The 17,109-nt window shown below is 59.0% G+C and carries 13 protein-coding genes; 8 read left to right on the forward strand and 5 right to left on the reverse strand.

The window, feature by feature from the left end; genetic code table 11:
* Window positions 1–3: 3 nt before the first annotated feature.
* Together FHT82_RS14330 and FHT82_RS14335 are read right to left on the reverse strand one after the other, a co-directional pair.
* A complete protein-coding gene (locus tag FHT82_RS14330) occupies window positions 4–504 on the reverse strand; it encodes a YbjN domain-containing protein (protein WP_113323648.1) in 501 nt (166 codons plus the stop codon).
* A gap of 400 nt (window positions 505–904) precedes the next feature.
* Complete coding sequence (locus tag FHT82_RS14335) at window positions 905–1,165, reverse strand: accessory factor UbiK family protein (RefSeq protein WP_183731544.1); 261 nt, start codon at window positions 1,163–1,165, stop codon at window positions 905–907.
* Between the two features lie 193 nt (window positions 1,166–1,358).
* On the opposite strand from FHT82_RS14335, the gene lgt reads away from it, so the two are divergent.
* The 6 genes from lgt to FHT82_RS14365 all read left to right on the forward strand — a co-directional run bounded on the left by lgt (window position 1,359) and on the right by FHT82_RS14365 (window position 7,369).
* The gene (lgt, locus tag FHT82_RS14340; protein ID WP_183731547.1) at window positions 1,359–2,210 is read left to right on the forward strand and encodes a prolipoprotein diacylglyceryl transferase; all 852 of its coding nucleotides are present in this window, start codon (window positions 1,359–1,361) and stop codon (window positions 2,208–2,210) included.
* Window positions 2,211–2,229: 19 nt separating this feature from the next.
* Complete coding sequence (locus tag FHT82_RS14345) at window positions 2,230–3,330, forward strand: class I SAM-dependent methyltransferase (protein ID WP_183731550.1); 1,101 nt, start codon at window positions 2,230–2,232, stop codon at window positions 3,328–3,330.
* Between the two features lie 103 nt (window positions 3,331–3,433).
* Complete coding sequence (gene pgeF, locus FHT82_RS14350; protein ID WP_183731553.1) at window positions 3,434–4,228, forward strand: peptidoglycan editing factor PgeF; 795 nt, start codon at window positions 3,434–3,436, stop codon at window positions 4,226–4,228.
* A 5-nt stretch (window positions 4,229–4,233) separates the two neighbouring features.
* Window positions 4,234–5,385, forward strand: a complete 1,152-nt coding sequence (locus tag FHT82_RS14355) for a Xaa-Pro peptidase family protein (RefSeq protein WP_183731555.1) — start codon at window positions 4,234–4,236, stop codon at window positions 5,383–5,385.
* A gap of 103 nt (window positions 5,386–5,488) precedes the next feature.
* Complete coding sequence (locus FHT82_RS14360; RefSeq protein WP_183731558.1) at window positions 5,489–6,331, forward strand: hypothetical protein; 843 nt, start codon at window positions 5,489–5,491, stop codon at window positions 6,329–6,331.
* Window positions 6,332–6,436: 105 nt separating this feature from the next.
* Entirely contained in the window at window positions 6,437–7,369 is a 933-nt protein-coding gene (locus tag FHT82_RS14365) for a ribose-phosphate pyrophosphokinase (RefSeq protein ID WP_183731561.1), read from the forward strand.
* A gap of 51 nt (window positions 7,370–7,420) precedes the next feature.
* Here FHT82_RS14365 and FHT82_RS14370 read toward each other — a convergent pair whose 3' ends face one another.
* The 3 genes from FHT82_RS14370 to FHT82_RS14380 form a co-directional block, all read right to left on the reverse strand.
* Complete coding sequence (locus FHT82_RS14370; protein ID WP_183731565.1) at window positions 7,421–8,944, reverse strand: hypothetical protein; 1,524 nt, start codon at window positions 8,942–8,944, stop codon at window positions 7,421–7,423.
* A 103-nt stretch (window positions 8,945–9,047) separates the two neighbouring features.
* Complete coding sequence (locus FHT82_RS14375; protein ID WP_183731568.1) at window positions 9,048–10,571, reverse strand: hypothetical protein; 1,524 nt, start codon at window positions 10,569–10,571, stop codon at window positions 9,048–9,050.
* A gap of 170 nt (window positions 10,572–10,741) precedes the next feature.
* Window positions 10,742–13,531 carry an EAL domain-containing protein gene (locus FHT82_RS14380; protein WP_183731571.1) on the reverse strand — a complete coding sequence of 930 codons (2,790 nt, stop codon included), beginning with the start codon at window positions 13,529–13,531 and terminating at the stop codon, window positions 10,742–10,744.
* Window positions 13,532–13,936: 405 nt separating this feature from the next.
* On the opposite strand from FHT82_RS14380, the gene FHT82_RS14385 reads away from it, so the two are divergent.
* The gene (locus FHT82_RS14385; protein WP_183731573.1) at window positions 13,937–14,548 is read left to right on the forward strand and encodes a 50S ribosomal protein L25/general stress protein Ctc; all 612 of its coding nucleotides are present in this window, start codon (window positions 13,937–13,939) and stop codon (window positions 14,546–14,548) included.
* A 185-nt stretch (window positions 14,549–14,733) separates the two neighbouring features.
* Window positions 14,734–17,091 (forward strand): EAL domain-containing protein, encoded by a 2,358-nt coding sequence (locus FHT82_RS14390; protein WP_183731577.1) that lies wholly within the window; start codon window positions 14,734–14,736, stop codon window positions 17,089–17,091.
* Window positions 17,092–17,109 lie beyond the last annotated feature (18 nt).

Below are 17,109 nucleotides of genomic sequence, written 5' to 3' on the forward strand. Positions count from 1 at the left end.
GTTTTACGCCTCACCGACGGTTTCAAACAGGACCGCTTCCATCGCCTTGTTGGCTTCCATACCGGACCAGACGACGAACTGGAAAGCTTGAAAATAAGCTTCGCAGGTATCGAGCGCGCTGGAAAGCAGAACTTCCACCTGGCGGTTAGTGGGCTCGGCACCGCCGGCAAGCAACAGCGACTGACGGAAGATGACGACATCTTCCTGGCGCCACAGGTCGAAATGCCCCATCAGCACCTGGCCGTTGATCGCCGAGAGCAGCTTCACCACCTCGTTGACCCTGATTTCGGGAACCTTGATGTCGAAGGCGCAGCCAAGATGCAACGCTTCGAATTCCTCCATCCACGAGAAGGAGACGTGATAGTCGGCCCAGCGGCCCTCGACCGTCATCGCAATCTCGTCTTCGCCGGAGCGCTCGAATGCCCAGTCATTGTTTGAAGCCACGTACTCGATCATGTCGACCGGGTTCGACTGGCGTTCGACTTCCAATTCCATAAGGCTCATGCAGCACCTTCTTGACCGGAATGAATGCGGCCTAACTTCGTGAAAAACACAAAACGAGACACACGCAATACCGGAAACCACCACTTGGATGATCGCTGAACCGCTGCCAGACTAACGCAGTGAACCTGCCCGGAGCTTACCAATTCGCTTCGAATCATCATTTAAAATCAGTCTATAATGCCCCTTGCGACCTGCCAGCCCCCTTCTCGGAAATTTGGCCTGGCCTGTTGTGGAAAGCACTTATGGAATCAGATTCAGCGGGGGAGGTAAAAGACTCTGCCCATTGGCTTTTTTTGCAGTGTCCACAGGTGGAAAATAGCACCGGATTTTTTTATCGAAGATGCGGCATGTAACATATGGGCCACGCCGCACCTTATACAGCATCTTGTGCGATACGGGCTTACTTGCCCTTTGCAGCAAGCTTGGCTTCGAGCGCAGCGATGCGGGCGGCAAGAGCCTCGTTTTCGTCACGCGCCTTGATCGCCATTTCGCGCACGGCTTCGAATTCCTCGCGCTTGACGATGTCCATGCTGTTCAGCCAGCGTTCGGCATGAGCGTTGAACGCCGTCTCGATCTCCTTGCGCACGCCCTGCGCAGCACCGGCGGCATCGGTCATCAGCTTGGCGAATTCATCCATGATGCGGTTCGTTCCGGTCGTCATGGCGTATTTCTCCCTTCGCACGACGTGAATGTCGGGCCTTGCGGCCACTGAAAATGGAGGTAGGGCTTCGCCGTTGAGGATGCAAGCGCTTTGCATGGGATAAGCCCCTGCGCACTGGCCCGTGACCAACAATGCACTTGACCGTCGAAGATCGCGGAGCCATGTTCCGCGCATCTCAACGGGTGGGAAAACCTTGCCGATAGCTGCTGATCTTCTTGCTATAATGCCTTTCCCTAATATCGACCCGATCGCTTTTTCGATCGGCCCGCTGGCGATTCATTGGTATGGCTTGGCCTATGTCGCCGGCATCCTGCTCGGCTGGGCCTATGCGCGCCGCATCGCTGCAAACGATGCGCTCTGGCCGAACGATACCTCGCCCATCACGAGAGCACAGCTCGACGATTTCATCGTCTGGGCAGCCCTTGGCATCGTCCTTGGTGGCCGCATCGGCTACATCCTCTTCTACGATCTCGGCGCCATCGTCGAAAACCCGATCCGTGCCATCCAGATCTGGAATGGAGGCATGTCCTTCCATGGCGGCCTGACCGGCACGGCGATCGCCATGATTCTCTTTGCCCGCCGCAACCGTATCCCGATCTGGAACCTCTTCGATATCGTTGCGACGGTCGTGCCCTGCGGCCTGTTCTTTGGCCGTATCGCCAATTTCATCAATGGTGAACTCTGGGGCCGGCTGACGGATATGCCATGGGCAGTCGTCTTTCCGACTGGAGGCCCCTTCGCCCGCCATCCGAGCCAGCTCTACGAAGCCGGCCTCGAAGGTATCGTGCTGCTCTTCGTTCTTGCCGCCCTCGTCTATGGCGCCAAGGCGCTGAAAAGCCCGGGCCTCATCACCGGCGTCTTCGTCTGCGGCTACGCGCTCTCGCGCATCTTCGTGGAATTCTTCCGCGAGCCGGATGCGCAGCTTGGCTATCTGCTCGGCACCAGCTGGCTAACGATGGGCATGGTTCTGTCCTTCCCCATGATCCTGCTTGGCCTTTGGGCGATCTTTCGCGCCCGCCGTCAGGCTGCTGCCCTGCAGCACTGAAGCTATCGGGACGACCGCCATGACCACCGCTTTGGGCGAAAAGATCAAGACGATCATCCAGGCAAACGGGCCGATCAGCGTCACCGACTATTTCTCGCTGTGCCTTGCCGATCCTGAACACGGCTATTACCGCACCCGCGAGCCCTTCGGCCGTTCGGGCGATTTCGTCACTGCGCCCGAGGTCAGCCAGCTCTTCGGCGAAATGATCGGTGTTTTCGTCGTCCATGCCTGGCAGCGCCACGGCACACCGGCCGGCGTTCGCCTCGTCGAGATCGGCCCCGGCCGCGGCACGATGATGGCGGACATGCTGCGCGTGATTTCGCGCATCGCCCCGCCGCTCTTCGACAACATGACGATCCACCTCGTCGAGACCAGCGAACGCCTGCGCGATGTCCAGAGCCAGACGCTCGAAGCCTATGACGGCAAAGTCAGCTGGCATGCCGGCTTCGATGAAGTACCGCCGGGCTTCACGCTGATCGTCGCCAATGAACTCTTCGACGCGATCCCGATCCGCCAGTTCGTGCGCACGCCGACCGGTTTCCGCGAACGCATGGTCGGCCTCGGTGCCGATGAGGAACTGACCTTTGCAGCGGGTGTTGCCGGCATCGATCCGGCGCTGCTGCCGGAGCCCACGCAGAACGTGCCGGTTGGTACGCTGTTCGAGATCTCGCCTGCGCGCCAGGCTGTCATGAGCGCCATCTGCGAAAGGCTGCGGGTCTTCAGCGGCACGGCGCTCGCAATCGACTACGGCCACCTTGTCACCGGTTTCGGCGACACGCTGCAGGCCGTGCGCATGCATGAATTCGATCCGCCGCTTGCCCATCCCGGCGAGGCCGACCTGACGAGCCATGTCGACTTTCAGCAGCTTGCGGAAACGGCCGCCTCCAGCGGTCTCCATATCAACGGCGCGCTGCATCAGGGTGATTTCCTGACCGGTCTCGGCATTCTGGAGCGCGCTGCCGCGCTCGGCCGCGACCGTGAGCCGCATACGCAACAGATAATCCAGGCTGCGGTCGACCGGCTCGCCGGTGCAGGTGAAGGCCGCATGGGCGAACTTTTCAAGGTGCTGGCCGTCTCGCATCCGGCGATCGACCTGATGCCGTTTCGCCCAGTGGATTGACAGACAGCGTCGCGCTCGCCAACATCGCCGTAGCTGACACTGCTTCGCCGGAAGAGATCCGGCCAGGACGGTGTCGATGCCTCTCCAAAAACCTGGATATCAAATGACAGACGCGGCCTCTCCAGCACCGATCGAAAGCGCGCTGCTGAACGAAGCAGCCGGCGGCGCGATCCGCCATGGATATTTCACCCGCGCGGGCGGCATTTCACAAGGCATCTATCGCGGCCTCAATGTCGGCCTTGGCTCGAATGACGAGCGCGACAATGTGAAGGAGAACCGCAGGCGCGTCGCCGCTTGGTTCGATTTGCCGGTCGAGCGACTGGCAACTGTCCATCAGGTCCATTCGCCTGACGTCGTCACCATCGGGCCGAACTATGACGGCTGCCGGCCGCCGGCCGATGCAATGGTCACGGCAACACCGGGCATCGCGCTTGGTGTGCTGGCAGCCGACTGCGGCCCGATCTTATTCGCAGATCCCGAAAACCGCGTGATCGGCGCTGCCCATGCCGGCTGGAAAGGCGCGCTGACGGGTGTGCTCGAAAATACGATTGACGCGATGGAGGCCCTTGGCGCGGCCAGGGACAACATCGTCGCCTGCCTCGGCCCCTCGATCAGCCAGGCAAGTTATGAGGTCGGCCCGGAATTCGTCGAGCGCTTCCTTGCCTATGATCCGGCCTACGAACGTTACTTCATTCCCTCCCCGTCGGCGGGCCACGCGATGTTCGACCTGCCGGGACTGACCGTCGAGCGGCTGAAAAACGCCGGCGTGCGTGCCGAAAGCCTCGGCCTCTGCACTTATCCCGATAGCGAGCGCTTTTTTTCCTATCGGCGAACCACACATAAAAAGGAGCCGGATTACGGCCGCCAGATTTCGGCGATCAGCATCAGGGAGATGTAAGCAGCATGGCACTTCATTTCGAACGGGCTGAATTCGCAAGCCGGCTTGCCCGCCTGACGGACAGGATGAAGGAAGAGAAGCTCGATGCTCTGCTGCTCTTCGCGCAGGAGAGCATGTACTGGCTGACCGGCTACGACACGTTCGGCTACTGCTTCTTCCAGACGCTGGTCGTCAAGGCTGACGGCACCATGGCGCTCCTCACCCGCTCGGCCGACCTGCGTCAGGCCCGGCATACTTCTGTTATCGAGGACATCCATGTCTGGGTCGACCGCGTCAATGCCGACCCGACGATGGACCTCAAGAACCTGCTCATCGAAATGGACCTGCTCGGCGCCCGCATCGGCGTCGAATACGACACGCACGGCATGACCGGCCGCGTCGCCCGGCTGCTCGACGCGCAACTGACGACCTTCGGCCAGATCAGCGACGCCTCTTACCTCGTCAGCCGCCTGCGCCTCATCAAGAGCCCGACCGAAGTCGCTTATATCGAGCACGCCGCCGTGCTAGCGGACGATGCGCTGGACGCAGCAATCCGCCTGACCAAACCGGGCGCCGATGAAGCCGATATCCTCGCCGCCATGCAGGGCGCCATCTTCACCGGCGGCGGCGACTATCCGGCCAACGAATTTATCATCGGCTCCGGCGCAGATGCCCTGCTCTGCCGCTACAAGGCCGGCCGCCGCAAGCTCGACGCCAACGACCAATTGACACTCGAATGGGCTGGCGCTTACGCGCATTATCATGCCGCCATGATGCGCACGATCGTCATCGGCGAGCCGACGCACCGCCACCGCGAGCTCTACAATGCCTGCCTCGAAACGATCCAGGCGATCGAGACGGTGCTGAAGCCCGGCCATACCTTCGGTGATGTCTTCGACATGCATGCCAGGATCATGGACGAACGCGGCCTCGCCCGTCATCGCCTGAATGCCTGCGGCTATTCGCTCGGCGCGCGCTTCTCGCCGTCCTGGATGGAGCACCAGATGTTCCATGCCGGCAACCTGCAGCCGATCGACCCGAACATGTCGCTCTTCGTGCACATGATCATTGCCGATTCCGATACCGGCACCGCCATGACGCTCGGTCAGACCTATCTCACGACCGGCGAAGCGCCGCGGGCGCTCTCGCGACATCAGCTGGATTTCATCGGCGTCTAAGCCGCTGACATCACCGGCAAGATTCCGGAATTGACAGACAGGTCCCCCCACCTCCATAAATTCGCACGGGGCTGACGCTGACGTGGGAAGGACGAACCGAGGGATGACGCGAGTTGCGACTGCGCCCACGCTCCTGATCTGTCTTGCCTTGCTTTCCGCTTGCAACACGACCGACGCGTTGACGCTGACGCCGCCGATGGAAATCGGCGACTCCTCGATGAATCAGCGCTCGTCCACACCGGTGACGCAGAGCGACGCCGAGCGCATGGCCGGAGAGCCGCAACAAACCTTCCCGGCCGCACCCCGCCGGAACGGCTATACGCCAGCCTACAGCCAACAGACCTATCCGACCCAACCGAACTACCCGGCGCAGGCCTACCGGCCCGGCACCGGCGCGCCGCCGACGACCATGCAGGCCCAGGCCGATGCGCTTTCCCGTGATGGTTCTTCGCCCGCCGCTTCCGGTCCGATCGAAAGCGAGTCACTGGCGCCACCGTCCGTAACCGAACAACCGGCGCCACAGCAGCCGACACAGACGGCCGCACTTGATCCCTCGGTTTCCTCATCGACGTCGATACGCGGCAATACGGTGCGCTTCCTGCCGATCATCGGCGCACCGGTCCAGGCCGTCACACCGCTGTCCCGCCAGCTTGGCGCGGAGGCCCGCGCTCATGGCCTTGCCATCAAGAGCTCCAACGACACCAGCAGCGACTATATTCTGAAGGGCTACCTCTCCGCTTTCAGCGACGAGGGCAAGGTCACCGTGGTCTATGTCTGGGACGTACTCGACAATGCGGGCGCCCGGCTGCACCGCATTCAGGGACAGGAAAGCGTGCCGACGGCGGCGGCCGATCCCTGGGCCGGTGTGCCCGCTTCCGTGATGCAGCAGATCGCCTCCAAGACGATCTCGGAATTTACATCCTGGCGGCAAAGCCAGGGCAATTAGTCACAAGCTTTTTATAAATATAAAAGTATGTGACGCCTTAGCCCTTGCATTCACCGGGAAGCTGGCTAAAAAGCGCGGCTATCAGCGCATAACAGGCGGACCAAAATGAAGGTTTTCGCAGGCAATTCGAACCGGCAACTCGCCGAAGCGATCTGCAACTATCTCAATGTTCCCTTGGGGAAAGCCAGTGTCCGAAGGTTTGCCGACCAGGAAATCTTCGTGGAAATCCAGGAAAATGTGCGCGGTGAGGACGTTTTCCTCGTACAGCCGACCGCCTTTCCTGCCAACGACCACCTGATGGAACTGCTGATCATGATCGACGCGATGCGTCGTTCGTCAGCCCGCCGCATCACGGCCGTTCTGCCCTATTTCGGCTATGCCCGCCAGGACCGCCGCGCCTCCGGCCGTACGCCGATCTCCGCCAAGCTGGTCGCAAACCTCATTACCGAAGCCGGCGCGGACCGCGTCATGACGCTCGATCTCCATGCCGGGCAGATCCAGGGCTTCTTCGATATACCCACAGACAACCTCTTCGCCCTGCCGGTCCTGACGCGCGACATCAAAAGCCACTATGACCTCAGCAACGTCATGGTCGTCTCGCCCGACGTCGGCGGCGTAGTGCGCGCCCGCGCGCTCGCTAAGCGGCTGGACTGTCTTCTGGCCATCGTCGACAAGCGTCGCGATCGGCCGGGTGAATCCGAAGTCATGAACATCATCGGCGACGTCACCGGCAAGGACTGCCTGCTGATCGACGACATCGTCGATTCCGGTGGCACGCTCTGCAACGCGGCCGACGCCATGCTTGCCAAGGGCGCTTCCAGCGTCACCGCCTATATCACCCACGGCGTCCTCTCCGGCGGCGCGGTCACCCGCGTCACCTCCTCGAAGCTGCGCGAACTCGTCATCACGGACTCGATCCAGCCTACGACGGCCGTGCTCTCCGCCCACAACATCCGCGTCGTGACGACGGCGCCGCTGATCGGCGAAGCCATCAGCCGCACGGCTCAGGAAGAGTCCGTCTCCAGCCTCTTCGACTAAAAAGAGCCGGTATTTGACCGGCTCTTTCGATTTAGCCATTTTGCTCAGTTGTCATTGTGCCTGAATCGCATTTCTCGGTCCCTGGACCTGCTGTCCATTGACAATTAATGTGCCATCCTCGTTGAAAATAACATCCCAGTGCGCACCACCATCCGCGTTGGCTGCCGCGAAACCTTTGGCCATCAGCATAGCAAGACTGACTTCATTGATCTCAGGTCTGGTCTTGGCAAGTTCCTGAACCGCGGCGATCGATTTGTCGAAATCGCGGGCTGTGATCCAGAGCTTCAGTTGAGCCTTCTTCTCGTCGTTTTCACGAACACTCCCAAACATTACCAGATCATAAAAATCCGACTTCATTACCAATTGCTTGAGAACGAAGGCCTGAGCGCCGTCACGACTAAGCTTCAAGGCAAATCTGCGCCCCATCTCCTCTGCTTGCGCTTGATTCGATACAGGGCCAGCGGCAAGTTCCTTTCCGGCTGAGACAAAATCCATCCCGTCTAACACGAGTGTCATATCAAGACTTGTAGGAAGTAGCGCCGCGTAGACCGACGGGATCGTTGGACTGTCCATTTTTATATCCGTGCCGGATACAGTCATACCCAGCCTCATCGCGGCGGTCTCCCCTTGGAGAGCGACTCGAGCGTTCAGTTTTCTTGCGGACAGGTTTCCGATTGGGCTCGTTACTTTGAGGTTGTCCGTATAGATGCGCTCATCCAGTGAAGAAAGAAGCGGAAAAGACCGCAACATTTCTGCCCGGACCCTCTCAAAGTTCGAGACTGTTCCAACGCCCCTGGTGATCAATAGAGAAGCGAGATTAATGACCTCCTTCGACGGTACATTGGCCCAGTGGTACTCATGGTTGATCAGGTCTGCCGAAATTTCAAATACCGGCGCCTCCGATTGTATGCTCCGCTGGTATACGCCCGAGAAAAATGTGCTGCCGTCATAGTCCCAACGTCCTTTACCTTCATCGCTGGAACCTAAAATATTTGTAGAGTCGATACTATCGGCTCGGAAGGTGCTCTGGTCACCACCAAGTTTCGAGGTAAAATCGATATTCTTGGCCAAGGTTTTAATCTGTGTGCTGCCAGGCAGAACAATCAGCCCATCGAGCACAAAAGATTCGATCGAGTAATTGCCCTCAATGGCTTTCCCATCGACTCCTTGGGCCAGAAGGGAGGCTTTTACACTGTCCTCAGCATTGATTTTGGCTACGCTATTGTCTTGTGGCACAAAGAAAAACGACCACGGCCCGAACCCAGCCATCCTGAACGTCTTCGGATCCAAGCCCTCGAAAAACCCATTGAAATCAAGAATGACTTCGAGGCGGTCACCTGCCGGCTTGACTGTCAGGAAATCGGAATTCGCAAGGCCGGGAAACGAGCTGAGAAGGCCGTCACGAAAATCATCGGCATCCTTCTGCCGCATCTCCATGCCTTGGGCCGCACCGATTGCGGAGAGCAAAAAAAGGCTCGTTGCTGTAACAATTTTTAGACGCATCCCTGAAATATCCCCATCCGCTGAAGTTGCGCACATTCGGGGGTCATGGTGCTCAATGTCAAGCAGCCGCATCCATAAAAGCTCTTAAAAGACAAAGCCCAATGGAGCTGTGCGACGGGAGCAAAAAGCCGGCACGAGGCCGGCTTCCCTTATCTTTGATCGCCGTTGAGAAAGCTCAAGGTTGCTTCGGCGGCGCCGTGTCCTGCCCCTGATCTGGTTCCTGCCCCTGATCCGGCTCCTCGGCATCCGGTCCCTTGATCTGCTGGCCGTTGATCGCCACCGAACCGTCACCGGCAACGCTGATATCCCAGCGCGAGCGGCCATCCGGATCGGTCTTGGCAAAGCCTTTGGCCATCATCATGCCGAAGGAGACCTGCTGGAGGTTCGGGTCGCTCTTGGCAAGCTCCTGGATGGCAGCGATCGACTTGTCGAGATCCCGCGCCAGGACCGAAGCCTGGACCGAATAATCCTTCTGCGTATCGACACGGCCCTGCAGCTTGCCGGTGACGTCGATATCGTAGACGTCGGAGACCGCGGTAAACTTCGGCAAGTCCACGACGACGACGCCGTCATGAAAGAGCTTCTCGGCAGCCTGCTTGCCGCTTTCCTCCGAGTTGTTGCCAGACGAGAAATCGATCTTCATGAACTCGTCGCCGAAGGCGGCAAAATCCATGTCGGGAACGGCGATCTGCATATCGATGCTCTTCGGCAGGAAGGCATGGTAGCTCGCTGGTACGACAGGGCTGTCGAGTGTGACGCCTGCAGCGTTCATGCCGAAGGCAAACCGGACGGCGTCACTCGGCCCGTCGACGGAGAAATTATAGCCGAGGGCCTCGGCGCCGCCGCTTCCAGCGGCAGTCCCGACCGTCAGGTTGTTCGCCGTGATCGTTTCGTTGATCGAGGAGAACAGGGGGAAGGATGCCTTAAGGACCGATTTCAGCTTCTCGCCGTCTTCCCTGCTGAGCTCCTTCTCATCCGCGTGCTCCAGGATGAAGAAGACGATATCGCGGATTTCCTTCGCCGGCAGGCTCGCGACGTCGGCGTCGAAGTCGATCGAATCCGCCTTGATGTTGACCGGCGGCATCTGCGGGCTGGTGACCGTCTCCGACAGCGCGGAAAGCGAACCGTTCGCCTTGAAATCGAGGCGACCGTTGCCGTTGGCGCTGTCGGTCGAATCGAGCCTGTAGTTCATGCCGGCAAAGGTCGCATCGACCTGGTCCATATCGGACTTCGAGGTAATTCGGATGTCGCTGGCCTTGAAATTGCCGGAACGTAGATAGGCGATCGCAGGATCGAAAACGCCATCGTAGACCATCGAGGCGATGGAATAGGTGAAATCCGTCGCCTTGCCGTCCGGGTCCTTGACGCTGCCGGATATGTTGAAGCTGTTGTTGCCTTCGAGATTCCAGAAGCCGCTGTCCAGCGGCGTGGCGAAGACCGACCAGGGCGTCAGCCCGTTCACGACAATCTTGGCCGGGTCCACTTTGCTGAGCAGCTTGGCAAGGTCATAAATGACCTCGTAGCGGTTGCCCGCCGGGTTGACGGTTACAAAACCGCTCTTTGCAAAATCGTCAGGCAACACTTTCGTCAGGCTGTCGCGAAGCTTGTTCGCTCCATCCTGATTGATCTCAGCACCATGCGCTGCCCCGAACAGCGATAGGGCAACAAGGCTCGTTGTCGTGACAAGTTTCAGACGCATCCGCACTCTCCTCAGCCGCTTTGAATGCGGCCATAGGAAGATCGGATATCTTCCGGTGTCAACCCGGCACGTTTGGACAAATGTTATTTTGCGATCATGGCTGGGAGAGTGATCGTACCCTGCCGGGCACTGCCTCACGCGCGCGCTTCCGATCCTGATCTCGCTCCGCCTCAGGCCGCAGTATTGAGCACAACTGATTGCTGTTCCATTCGCGCCGGGCGACCGAAATAGTAGCCCTGAGCCTCGTCGCAGCCTTCGGATGTCAATAGTTCGAGTTGGCTCAGCGTTTCGACGCCCTCGGCAAGCACGGGGATCGACAGGCCGCGTCCCAGCGCCAGGATGGATCGAATGACCGCCTTTGCCTCCTGACTGGTCTCGACTTCGTTCATGAAGCTGCGATCGAGCTTGATCTTGTCGAAGGGGAACGAGCGAAGGGTCTCTAGCGACGAATAGCCTGTTCCAAAATCGTCGATCGCGATCGCAACGCCCTGCTGCTTGAGCGCACGCATGGCAACCAGCGCCTTGCTCTTGTCGACGATGATCGATGACTCGGTTATTTCAAGTTCGAGCCGCGATGCTGGCAGGCCGGTTTCCTGGAGGACGGAACGAACCAGCTCGGCGATGTTTGCATGGGCGATCTGGATGGGCGAAATATTGACGGCGATCTTGATGTCGTCCTTCCAGCTGACCGCTTCCCTGCATGCCTCGCGAAGGACCCATTCTCCGATAGGCACGATCGCACCGCACTCCTCGGCAATCGGAATGAAATCGACGGGCGGGATGTTTCCGCGCTCTGGATGGTTCCATCTGAGCAACACCTCGTAGCCGGTCGTCTTGCCGGTCGCCACCGACTTCTGAACCTGGTAGTGAAGGTACATCTGGTCGCGCTCGATCGCAGCCCAGAGGTCGCGAGCCAGTTTTCTCCTGTCCCGCGACGCTTCGTCCATGGACTCTTCGTAGAAGCAGACGTTGTGCCCAACCTCGTGTTTTGCACGATACATGGCAAGGTCGGCATTTGCGACAAGTGTTTCGGCCGTTTCGCCAGCGTCGGGGTAAATTGCGACACCAACACTTGCGCCGGGGACGATCTGATGCCCCTCGAAATCCATCCTCTCCATGAGCGTGGCTTCCAGCCTCGCAACGAAGTCGTCAAGCTCAGCCCTGTCGTTGAAGCGCTTTACGGCCGCGAACTCATCGCCCCCAAGTCGGGCGACCAGCTCTTCGTCACGCAGGATGCCGTTCAACCGTACGGCCAACGTACTCAACACGAAATCGCCTGCGACATGGCCCATCTGGTCATTGATTTCTTTGAATTTATCCAGATCGATGCCAATGACCGCAACCTTGCTGGACAGTCTTTTGGCAATTGCCAGCTGATGCGACAGGTAATCATTGAAGGTGGGACGGTTCGGCAGACCGGTCAAAGCATCGTGCTTGGCCATGAACGCGATTTTCTCTTCACGCGCCAGCCGTTCGGTAATGTCTTCGAATGTCGTGAGCCAGCCGCCATCCGCCAGGACATTGAACGTTGCAAGAATTGACCGGCCGTTCGTCGTCTGATGCACCAGGGTCTTCTGACCCGAGCGCATGGTCGCCATATGCCTGCGATAGTGATCGGTCGCCCTCGAATCTGCGGCGTCACCATTGCCGAAAGCGATCTGATAGCCGCTGCGAACGATCTCGGAATAGGCAAGACCTGGGCGAATGAAGTCCTGCGGAAACCCGAAGAGCTGGCTGTACCTGGCGTTTGCGAGGATCAGCCGCTCATTGCTGTCAAACATCGAGATTCCCTGGCTCATGTTCTCCAGAGCGAGATCGAGATTCCTCGATACTTCCTTGATGCGATCCCCGTCGATCTTTGCCTGCGTGATATCGCGGGTGATCTTCACATATCCGATGAGATGATGGCTGTCGTCATACACTGGCTGGATGACGACATGCGCCCAGAAAGACGAGCCGTCCTTGCGAAAACGCAGCCCCTCCGCCTCAAACCTGCCGTTGGCAAGCGCTGATTCGAGAGCCAGTTTTGGAAGGCCCTTCTGCTGATCTTCAACAGAGTAAAACCGCGCAAAATTCTCGCCTACAATTTCCGCTGCGGTATAGCCCTTCGCGCGCTCGGCCCCCGCATTCCAATTCGTCACGACGCCTGAAGGATCGAGCATATAGATTGCGTAATCCATCACCCCCTGCACGAGCAGCTCAAACTTGGTTTCGCTCGCACGCGCCTGCTTGGCCGCCCGGAACGCAATGATCGATGCCGAAATGCCCGAGGCCAGCATTGAGATCGATACGACGAGAATGGTCGCCAGAAGGAACGGCTTCGAGAGCGCCTGAGGCTCGATGGCGTTGCCACCCCCTTCGACAAACGAGAGAGCGCCCATTGCGGTGAAATGCATCAAGACGATGCCGAGCGACAGCGCGGAAGCGGCAGCGAGAATGCTCCAGTTCGAACCTTTCCAGTTCTTTGTGAGCGCAAATCCCCAGATCGCCATGGCGACCGATATGATCAGCGCAGCGATAACGAGATGCCGATCCCAGACGACGGTCCCAGGAACCTGCAGTCCCGCCATGCCGATGAAATGCATGGCTGCAACGCCGACACCGAAAACCAGGCCTGCGGCAATGTTGGCCTGAGAACCTGGAAGCGACGCGGCGGCAAGGCCGGCTATAAAGGTGGAGGCAAAGGCCGCGCCAAGCGAAATAAGCGTCAGGTCGCGATCATAGCCGACAACGATGCCCGGATCATAGGCCAGCATGGCGACGAAATGCGTCGACCAGATGCCGAAGCCGCCTGCCGCCCCCGCAACCGAAAGCCAAATCCAGCGCGGCACGCCTTTTGTCCTGCCGGCGCTTCTCAGGAACAGGATCGTTCCGAGATTGGACGCAAGGCATAGTACGGCTGCGACCAGAACCAGCGTCAAGTCGTGTTGGTATGTCAGGCAGGATACGATCGCAAACATGAGAAAACCCATTCTTTTCAAGACTGAGATCGGTCCGGCCGCGTTAAAGAATGGATAATCCGGCGCCTTTGCAGGTAAAGTGGAACCGTCTGTTCGACCTTGTGATTAACGCCCAGACAACAAAGGCTTATCAGCGGTTTCTCAAGGGCACCTGCAAAACACTGTGGATTGTATTGTGGATTGTATTAAGCGAAATATTCTGGTTGTAGTGCCGGTGAGGCAGGGTCGATCGAAAGCCACTGCCGGACCGCTTGCGTTTGCGTGACACTTATATTATAGGCCACGCGTCCGCGTAGACACCCTTGGAGGCAACGCGGATGAGGATGGGCATGCCCGCCTCCGGTCCGACGGCACCAGGCTTCAAGCCCGCTGCGGACTCTCCAAATAACCTCGAAAGGACTAGCCATGAGCCACGAAACTTACGAGCTCAAGGCCGAGGCGCGCGAACGGGTTGGTAAGGGGTCCGCCCGTGAACTCCGCCGCAACGGCTTTATTCCCGCTGTCATCTATGGTGACAAGCAGGCCCCGATTTCCATCGCTATCAGCACCAATGAGGTGACGAAGCGTATTCATGCCGGTGGCTTCATGACCACCGTAGCGACCATCGACGTCGACGGCAAGAAGTACAAGGTTCTGCCGAAGGATTACCAGCTCGATCCGGTCCGCGACTTCACGATGCATGTCGATTTCCTGCGCGTATCCGGCAACACCCAGGTTACCGTTGAAATCCCGGTTCACTTCGTCAACGAAGAAAAGTCCCCGGGCCTCAAGGTCGGCGGCGTTCTGAATATCGTTCGTCACGAAGTCGAAGTTCACTGCCCGGCTGACGCGATCCCGGAATTCTTCACGGTTGACCTCTCCGCCCACAAGATCGGCGACAGCATCCACATCTCGGAAGTCACGCTACCGAAGGGCGTCACGCCTGTGATCGCCGACCGCGACTTCACCATCGCAACGATCATTGCTCCGGCTGCCGGCATCGATGAGTCTGCTGCCGAAGGCGAAGCAGACGCCTGATAGCTTCTACCAATTTGTAAAGCATAAGGCCCGTTTTCCTTGAGGAAGGCGGGCTTTTTCATTGCCGAAAAAGCGCATTTCAGCAACATTTAACACATTCATGGAAGCATGCTCCGGCTGGTTACGAAGTTTCCGCCCTGCCGCGTGACCGCAGAATATTCCGACCCCGTGGAGCAAACGGAACCATGAATAATTCCGTTGAGAACAGATTTTTTGCGATTGTTTGCGGAGCACTGCTTGTTTTTGTAGCTCCTCTCTTTGTTCTTTTTCTTTTCCTTTCCTCCGAACGCGCCGACAAGGAAATACGCGACCATATTTCCGTTCTTCTTGTGGCCAATGCCCAGGCACTCGCCAAGCCGCTCTGGGATCTTGATGCTGATAGTGTCACCCAGATCAGCGCGACGGTCGTTTCGCAAGGCGCCATCGTCAAGGTAGAAGTCCGCGACCAGTCGGGCCAGCTCGACGTCAGCCAGTCCACCATTCCGCGGTCCTTCGACGGCAAGCTGGTCCAGGTTTCCCGCGCCATCATCTACAACACCGTCGACGGTCCGAAGAACCTCGGCAGCATTTCCGTCTTCTATCCGGCACTCGGTCTCTTTTCCGGCCTGAAGCAGGAAGAGGTCGTCTTCATCTCGATCTTCATTTTTGCGGTGCTCGCCGTTTTCGCGACCGCGCTGATCGGTAACCGTCTCTTCGTCATCCAACCCCTGATGCGCCTGACGGCCGCGATCGAGGCCACCCGCCAGCTTGGCTCCCGCCACCATGTCGATTGGCAATCGAATGATGAGATGGGTCGCCTCGCGCAAAGCTTCAACGAAATGCAGACGAAGCTGGAGAACGAGGAGACCGAGCTGAAGCTCGCGCACCGCCGCACCACCGACATCTACAATCTGACGCCGGCCATGCTCTTCTCACTCGATGAAGAAGACCGCATCACCGCCGTCAGCGACTACTGGCTGTTTGCCACCGGCTACCATCGCGCCGCCGTCATCGGCCGGAATTTCTCCGATCTCGTCACGCCCTTCACCCGCGACAAGTTCATCAGGCGCAAGAGCCAGCGTGAGAACGGCACCGGCGACGTCACTGTCAAGTTCGTCTGCATGGACGGCCGCATCATGGATGTCCTCATCATCGAATCGGCGCTCACGGCCCACGGGCAGGAAGGTCAGTCTCTCTCCGTCATGACCGATGTGACCGAGCTGAAGGCCTCCGAAGACCGCAACCATCGCCAGGCGATCACGGACCATCTGACCGGCCTCCTGAACCGCCAGGGCTTCGAAGCCGTGCTCGACAGCAAGATCGCAGCCGCCGATGCCGCCGATCAGGAACTCGCCTGCCTCTTCGTCGACCTCGATCGCTTCAAGTGGATCAACGACAACATGGGCCACGCCGCAGGCGATACCGCGCTCATCGAACTCGTGGAGCGGCTGAAGACCCTGCTTGCTCCCTCCGATGAAGCCGCCCGTCTTGGCGGCGATGAATTCGCCATCCTGTTACCGGCCAAGAATGCCGAGAAGCGCGCCCGCGCCATGTGCGACCAGATCGCTTCGATCTTCGAGACGCCCTTCGGTCCGGACATGCATCTCAGCGCTTCTATCGGTATCGCTATCTATCCTCGCCACGCTGCGACCGCCGCCGAACTGCTGCAGAAATCCGACATGGCCATGTACGCCAAGAAGCGCGACGGCAAGAACGGCGCACAGATCTTCGATAGCAGCATGCTCGACCACGCCCGCCGCCGCGCCGAGATCGAAGCGCATATCGAAGCCGGCCTCGCCGACGACTGGTTCGAGGCCTATCTGCAGCCGATCGTCAACCTGAACGGCCGCGGTATTGCCGGGTTCGAAGCGCTGATGCGCCTCAACCATCCACAGAAGGGTCTCATGCCGCCGGCCGAGATCATCAGCGTCGCCGAAGAGACTGCCAAGATCGTCCGCGTCGGCAACGTCATCATGGAAAAGGCGATCGCCAATCTGGCGAAGATATCCCGCCTGCCAGGCATGCAGGACACCTATCTCGCGATCAATTTCTCGCCGCTGCAGTTCGAGCCGGCGCTCGCCGCCCGCCTTGCCGCCATTTTGGGCCGCCATGGCATCCTGCCGGATCGTATCGTCGTCGAGATCACGGAAGCGGTGCTGATGCACGACAACCCGCAGATCCGCATGATCGTGACGGAACTGCGCCGTTTCGGCTGCCGCATCGCGCTCGACGATTTCGGTACCGGCTACTCGTCGCTGAGTTATCTCAATCGCTTCCCGGTCGACATCATCAAGATCGACCAGTCCTTCACCCGCGCCATCAATGATGCTGATGATGACGTGCGCCAGAAGAGCCGTATGCTGATCGAAGGCATCACCACGCTGTCGCACAAGATGAACTGCACCGTGATTGCCGAAGGCGTCGAGACGGAAGAGGAGTGCGGCACGCTGCACCAGATGGGCCTCGACTATGGTCAGGGTTATCTGTTCCACCGTCCGCAGAATGCCGCCAGGCTGATCGAGGAACTGAGCAGCTCGCTCTCGGATGTGGCGCGCGCTTCATGAACTGACGAGATATGGGAG

This window comes from Rhizobium sp. BK275 (assembly GCF_014193555.1).
Classification (GTDB): domain Bacteria; phylum Pseudomonadota; class Alphaproteobacteria; order Rhizobiales; family Rhizobiaceae; genus Rhizobium.

Excerpts from the sequence above, each read along its gene's own strand:
- FHT82_RS14330 (WP_113323648.1), bottom strand. The coding sequence starts at position 504 with ATGAGCCTTATGGAATTGGAAGTCGAACGCCAGTCGAACCCGGTCGAC.
- FHT82_RS14335 (WP_183731544.1), bottom strand. The coding sequence starts at position 1,165 with ATGACGACCGGAACGAACCGCATCATGGATGAATTCGCCAAGCTGATG.
- FHT82_RS14345 (WP_183731550.1), top strand. The coding sequence starts at position 2,230 with ATGACCACCGCTTTGGGCGAAAAGATCAAGACGATCATCCAGGCAAAC.
- pgeF (WP_183731553.1), top strand. The coding sequence starts at position 3,434 with ATGACAGACGCGGCCTCTCCAGCACCGATCGAAAGCGCGCTGCTGAAC.
- FHT82_RS14355 (WP_183731555.1), top strand. The coding sequence starts at position 4,234 with ATGGCACTTCATTTCGAACGGGCTGAATTCGCAAGCCGGCTTGCCCGC.
- FHT82_RS14360 (WP_183731558.1), top strand. The coding sequence starts at position 5,489 with ATGACGCGAGTTGCGACTGCGCCCACGCTCCTGATCTGTCTTGCCTTG.
- FHT82_RS14365 (WP_183731561.1), top strand. The coding sequence starts at position 6,437 with ATGAAGGTTTTCGCAGGCAATTCGAACCGGCAACTCGCCGAAGCGATC.
- FHT82_RS14370 (WP_183731565.1), bottom strand. The coding sequence starts at position 8,944 with ATGCGGCTGCTTGACATTGAGCACCATGACCCCCGAATGTGCGCAACT.
- FHT82_RS14375 (WP_183731568.1), bottom strand. The coding sequence starts at position 10,571 with ATGCGTCTGAAACTTGTCACGACAACGAGCCTTGTTGCCCTATCGCTG.
- FHT82_RS14380 (WP_183731571.1), bottom strand. The coding sequence starts at position 13,531 with ATGTTTGCGATCGTATCCTGCCTGACATACCAACACGACTTGACGCTG.
- FHT82_RS14385 (WP_183731573.1), top strand. The coding sequence starts at position 13,937 with ATGAGCCACGAAACTTACGAGCTCAAGGCCGAGGCGCGCGAACGGGTT.
- FHT82_RS14390 (WP_183731577.1), top strand. The coding sequence starts at position 14,734 with ATGAATAATTCCGTTGAGAACAGATTTTTTGCGATTGTTTGCGGAGCA.